Origin of the sequence: Aliiruegeria lutimaris (assembly GCF_900099935.1) — a bacterium.
Lineage (GTDB): Bacteria > Pseudomonadota > Alphaproteobacteria > Rhodobacterales > Rhodobacteraceae > Tropicimonas > Tropicimonas lutimaris.
Window position 1 is genome coordinate 1 of the sequence record NZ_FNEK01000147.1, and the last position, 4,960, is coordinate 4,960.

Annotated in this window: 6 protein-coding genes and 1 pseudogene; 4 read left to right on the forward strand and 3 right to left on the reverse strand. The window is 62.0% G+C overall.

The annotated features are described in order from the left end of the window. Positions 1-688 precede the first annotated feature (688 nt). From BLR85_RS27750 to BLR85_RS27760, 3 genes are read right to left on the reverse strand one after another with little or no spacing between them, the layout of a single operon-like run. Positions 689-1,912, reverse strand: a complete 1,224-nt coding sequence (locus BLR85_RS27750; RefSeq protein ID WP_093165024.1) for a CaiB/BaiF CoA transferase family protein — start codon at positions 1,910-1,912, stop codon at positions 689-691. Further along, positions 1,909-2,337, reverse strand: coding sequence for a PaaI family thioesterase (locus BLR85_RS27755; protein WP_244520909.1), 429 nt, complete (start codon positions 2,335-2,337; stop codon positions 1,909-1,911). Before BLR85_RS27755 ends, BLR85_RS27750 begins: the two co-directional genes overlap by 4 nt. A gap of 3 nt (positions 2,338-2,340) precedes the next feature. Then, entirely contained in the window at positions 2,341-2,655 is a 315-nt protein-coding gene (locus tag BLR85_RS27760; RefSeq protein ID WP_244520910.1) for an IclR family transcriptional regulator domain-containing protein, read from the reverse strand. On the opposite strand from BLR85_RS27760, the gene BLR85_RS27765 reads away from it, so the two are divergent. From BLR85_RS27765 to BLR85_RS27780, 4 genes and pseudogenes are all read left to right on the forward strand, one after another. Continuing rightward, the gene (locus BLR85_RS27765) at positions 2,636-3,145 is read left to right on the forward strand and encodes a hypothetical protein (protein ID WP_244520911.1); all 510 of its coding nucleotides are present in this window, start codon (positions 2,636-2,638) and stop codon (positions 3,143-3,145) included. The two genes, BLR85_RS27760 and BLR85_RS27765, sit on opposite strands and share 20 nt — an antisense overlap. A 102-nt stretch (positions 3,146-3,247) precedes the next feature. Then, on the forward strand, positions 3,248-4,069 hold the full coding sequence (locus BLR85_RS27770; RefSeq protein ID WP_093165034.1) for a transketolase: 822 nt from the start codon (positions 3,248-3,250) through the stop codon (positions 4,067-4,069). Beyond that, entirely contained in the window at positions 4,066-4,671 is a 606-nt protein-coding gene (locus BLR85_RS27775; protein WP_093165028.1) for a transketolase family protein, read from the forward strand. Before BLR85_RS27770 ends, BLR85_RS27775 begins: the two co-directional genes overlap by 4 nt. A 32-nt stretch (positions 4,672-4,703) precedes the next feature. Then, positions 4,704-4,960: pseudogene (locus BLR85_RS27780) on the forward strand (transposase); the annotation flags it as partial.

A 4,960-nucleotide genomic window follows, 5' to 3' on the forward strand; every position in this document is an offset into this window, starting at 1 on the left:
AAACCCTTCAGGCTCGCTACTGTAGCCATGGCCAACAAGTCCGCCCGGATCATCTGGGCAATACTGACAAAACGAGAAGAATACCGGCAGCCAATCGCCTGATGCTGCCAAGAGATGCAAGACGCTTGATGTGATGATGCGAAATGAAGTCAACCAAAAGTAAGGACACTCCGTCGAACGGCATGGCCCTCGAGGTCGTTAAGCCGATTGGAACCTTACTTGCGGAACTCATCAAGGCCAGTGGCAACCGCCACACTAACAGGCCGGACACACGACTGTACTGACAGACCATCGCGACCACAGAAATCTCTTGCAATGCAGGAGCCATCCACACATGTCGTTTAGGAGGCAACAGCTTCGGCCGCTTCACAAGCCAGTCGTCCGCTTTGGACGTGCTGGACGAATGCCGAGCGGCGCAAAGAATGACTTCCGTCCGCCCTTCTTCCTTGAAGGTTGATGCAGCCGGCATGGACGGTGGCTTTTGAGCGCGAAGCCGCTGTCAGGGCAATTGGTCAGTCTCTTGCATCAATGGATCGGAGCGCGCCTTGTGCGTCGGTCCGCGCGGCCGTGCAAATCCCTCCGAGTCCGTTCCCGATAGGCGCGGGATCCGCTTGGGAAGGGCGCGATCACGCAAGCCGCCACCGCGCCCCTCGAGACTACTGCAATCCCCTGACCGATGCCCATGGGCTCAAGAGGGGGATTTCTGTATTCCCCTGTCTACCAGGTCCGCTACCTCATCCCCGTTCATCCCGAGATCCGAACGCAGAACCTCCGCTGTGTCTTCCCCGAGCAGGCTCGGTGCAACACTCGGTGCCGGACCCTGACCGTCGAACCGGATCGGGCCACGCACGAGCTTCATCTCGCCGATCTTGGGATGCCGGACCGTTTCGATCAACTCGCGGGACCGGGCATGGGGGTGTTCGAGAGACTCCGCGATGGACAGGATCGGAGCGCTCGGAACGTCGAACTGCTCCAGCCGTTCAAGCCAGAAGGCGGTCGTGTCCGCGCGCATCCGTTCCTCGATCAAGGCCTGCAACGCCTCCCGGTTCGCAAGCCGGTCCTGGTAAAGGGCGAAGCGCGGGTCCGAGATCAGGCTGTCTTGCCCAAGGCAGCGGGCGAAATTGTGCCAGAATCTCTCGGTCAGGCAGGCGACGATCACATGCCCGTCCGAAGTAGGGAAAGAGCCGTAGGGAACGATGCTGGGGTGTTGGGTGCCCACCGGCTGCGGGCTTTGCCCCGTAACGAAGTAGATCTGCGACAGGTACCCCTGCATCGCGATCAGGCTGTCGAGCATGGCAACCTCTACGTGCCGTCCCTTGCCGGTGACATTGCGTTCGTGCAGGGCCGCGAGCAGCCCGAACAGCGAGAAGATGCTGCCGGCCATGTCGCAGAGCGGAATGCCCAGCTTGTTCGGCGCCTGCCCGGGTTCGCAATTGATGCTCATCACGCCTGAAAGCGCCTGTGCCACGATGTCGAAGGCAGGCTTGTCGGCCAGTGGGCTGTCCTGCCCGAAACCCGTGATCGAACCGTAGATCAGTCTCTCGTTCTCGACCCGCAACGTGTCGTATCCGAGGCAGAGCCGGTCCATCACGCCGGGGCGGAAATTCTCCAGCAGGATGTCGCTCTGGCGGGCGAGGTCGCGGGCGATCTTTACCCCCTCGGGGGCTTTCAGGTCGATCGCTATGCTTTTCTTGTTTCGGTTCAGGGCGATGTAGTAATGGCTCAACTCGCCCTTGAAGGGTGGGAAATTGCGCGTTTCGTCGCCTTTCTCGATAGGTTCTACCTTGATGACCTCCGCGCCGAGATCGGCCAGAACCATCGAGGCATAGGGGCCGGACAAGATTCGCGAAAAGTCGAGCACCTTGATGCCGGAGAGGGGGCCGGGGCGCGGCCTTGAGGCGGCTTCGGTCATTTTTTCTCTTTCGGCATGCGGTTGATTTTCATGACGGCGGTGGCGGTGGCGATCGGCCTGTCGTCGCAGGTCACCTCGCCATCGACAAAGAGCAGCGAGCGCGTTGCATGCCGCAGGCGGGCGCGCGCTTCCAGGAAGTCGCCGGATTTCGCCGCTCCCAGGAAACGGGTGTCCATTTGTACCGTGACCGTCGGCTGTCGTTCGGCAGCCTTCCAGGCGGTCAGCGCGATGACCTGATCGAGCAGGCTCGTTATCACGCCGCCATGGATGCTGCCGATATGGTTGGCATGTGTGTCGCTCGTCGCGAGCCCGAAGCGATCGGCCTCGCCATTCCGGGTCGAACGCTGCAACGGGCCGATATGGCCCATGAAGCCCGCGATCTCGACATTTCGCCAATCCGTCGGTGCCGGTTGCGCTCCTGTCATGCCCTACCTCCCTGTATCCATTTGCATTTCCTCCAGGTCATCCCGGATCGCCATCATCGCCGCGGCCAGTTTCGGGATCTCGCTGTTTTGCAGCCGTTCCGAAATTCCGATCGCCACCAGCGAACGCGTCATGTTTCCATTCGGACCGAAGACCGGCACCGCAACGACCGTCACCCCCGAGATGTAGATGCCCTGATCGACGGCGTATCCGCGCGAACGCGCCTCCGCGATCTGTTCCAGCCATGTGTCGAAGGCGGGCGGGTGATCCCAGACCAGCTTGTCGAACTCGGCTCTCAACTTGGCGCTGGCTGCCGGCACGCCCTCCGCGATCCTCGACTGGAACAACAACTATGCCGACGAAGTGGACAAATGCGTCTGCACCCATTGCGGCAACTATCCCAAGCAGTTCATTGGCGCGACGCCGGAGGTGAGTGAGCTGGACGTGCTCGGCGAAACCATCGGGAGGTCCAAGTGCTTCGGCGCGGTGAAGGGCAAGGTCCAGCCCGGGCCGATGACCTTCTTCAGGGTGTCGAGCGACGACCGCGCCGGTACGCTCAAGGCCTATACCGGCCAGGGCGATTTCACCGCCGATCCCTTCCCGATGGATGGCGGTATCGCGGTGACGCAAGTGAATCGGCTGCGCGAATTGATGGGTTTCGTGACGCAGAACGGTTTTGAGCACCATGTCGCCATGGTCCGCGGCCACCACGCGGAGATCGTTGCCGAGGCCTTAACCCGCTACATGCGCTGGCCGCTCTACAACCACGACACCCCCGCGGTTCCGACACTCACCTGGCCGGCTCGCTGACCGGCCCCGCGCGGGAAGACGTACAAAAACTGTCCTCAATCACGGGCGAGCCGGCAAACAAGGCCACCCGAACGGAGGAGGTCCAATACCATGGAGACCGAGATGGATACCCAGGATCTTCGAAGAATGGCCAATAAGATCCGCCAACGCGACCTGAGGGCCGTCTTCGAGGCGGGCGCGGGCCATATCGGTGGAGAGATGTCAGTGATCGACATCCTCACCGCGCTTTACTTCCACATCCTTCGGGTCGATCCGGCCAATCCGCTGGATCCGCAGCGCGACCGGTTCGTGCTCAGCAAGGGGCACACCGCCTGCGCGCTCTATGTGACACTGGCGGAGAAGGGCTTCATACCCAAGGAGGAGATCGAGACCTTCCTGCAGCCGCATTCGCGCCTGAACGGCCACCCGAACCGCACCAAGGTTCCGGGCGTGGAGACCAATACCGGCCCGCTCGGGCACGGGTTGCCAGTGGCGGTCGGCATGGCGCTTTCGGCCAGGCTCGACGGGGCCTCTTGGCATAGCTACGTCGTCACCGGCGATGGCGAAATGCAGGAGGGCAGCAACTGGGAGGCCATTGCCTCGGCGGCGCATTACAAGCTCGATAACCTGACCCTGATCATCGATCACAACCGGCTCCAGCAGGGCGCGCGCCTGGCCGAGACCAATAACCTCGCACCCTTGGCGCCGAAGCTCGAAGCCTTCGGCTGGGCCGTGCAGGAGATCGACGGGCACGACATGGACGAGATTGTCGCCGCGCTCTCGCCCGAGAAGATCGTGGCCGGTAAACCGCGTTGCATCGTCGCCCATACCAACAAGGGCCACGGCATTTCGTTCATGTCCGACAACGTCGCCTGGCACCACAAGGTGCCCAGTGCCGAGCAATACAAGCAGGCCATGGCCGAACTTCAGGAGGCTGCACAATGAACGCCCCGACCGTGAAAGAGACGCTCTATGACTGCCGCGACGCCTTTACCGAAGTTCTTGAGTCGATGGCGGCAGAGAACAACGACATCGTGGCTGTCTGCAACGACTCGGTCGGCTCCTCGAAGCTGACCGGCTTCCGCGACCGCTTCCCGGATCGGCAGATCAATGTCGGGATCGCCGAGCAGACCCTCGTGGGGGTCGGTGCCGGCCTCGCCAATGGCGGCAAGATTCCGTTCGTCTGCGGCGCGGCCTGCTTCCTGACGGGTCGGTCGCTGGAACAGATCAAGGCCGACGTCGCCTATTCCGATACCAATGTGAAGCTCGTGGGCATCAGCTCCGGCATGGCCTATGGAAACCTTGGCCCGACCCACCACTCCACCGAGGATTTCGCCTGGATCCGCGCGATCCCGAACGTCGCCGTCGTCGCTCCCTGCGACAATGTCGAAACCGCGGCGGCTGTGGCCTTTGCCGCCGAGTTCAAGGGGCCGATCTTCCTGCGGCTCAGTCGCGTCGGTGTTCCGCAGCTACTGCCGGACGGGCACAAGTTCGAGCTAAAGCGTACCGCCAAAAACCTGAATCGTTGGGATTCCGTTGAAGCCTGATCTGTGATTCATCCTGTTTGGGAGGATGGATCATGTCAGCACCTTTGCCGGACGTGCTGCGGCTGCGGTTTCAGAAGTTGGTTGAAGTAGGGTTAAGCGGGCGCGCGGCAGCGTTGCGGTTAAAGCTGTCGCCAGCAACAGGGGCCAGATGGGCGCTCTCGATCCGGCGCACGGGCCGTGCCTGTGCCGCTCCCCAAGGTCGTCCCAAAGGCAAGGGAAAGCTCGATCCGCATCGCGCCTTCTTCGCCGAGATCATCGGGCAGGACGGGGACATCACGATGCCGGAACT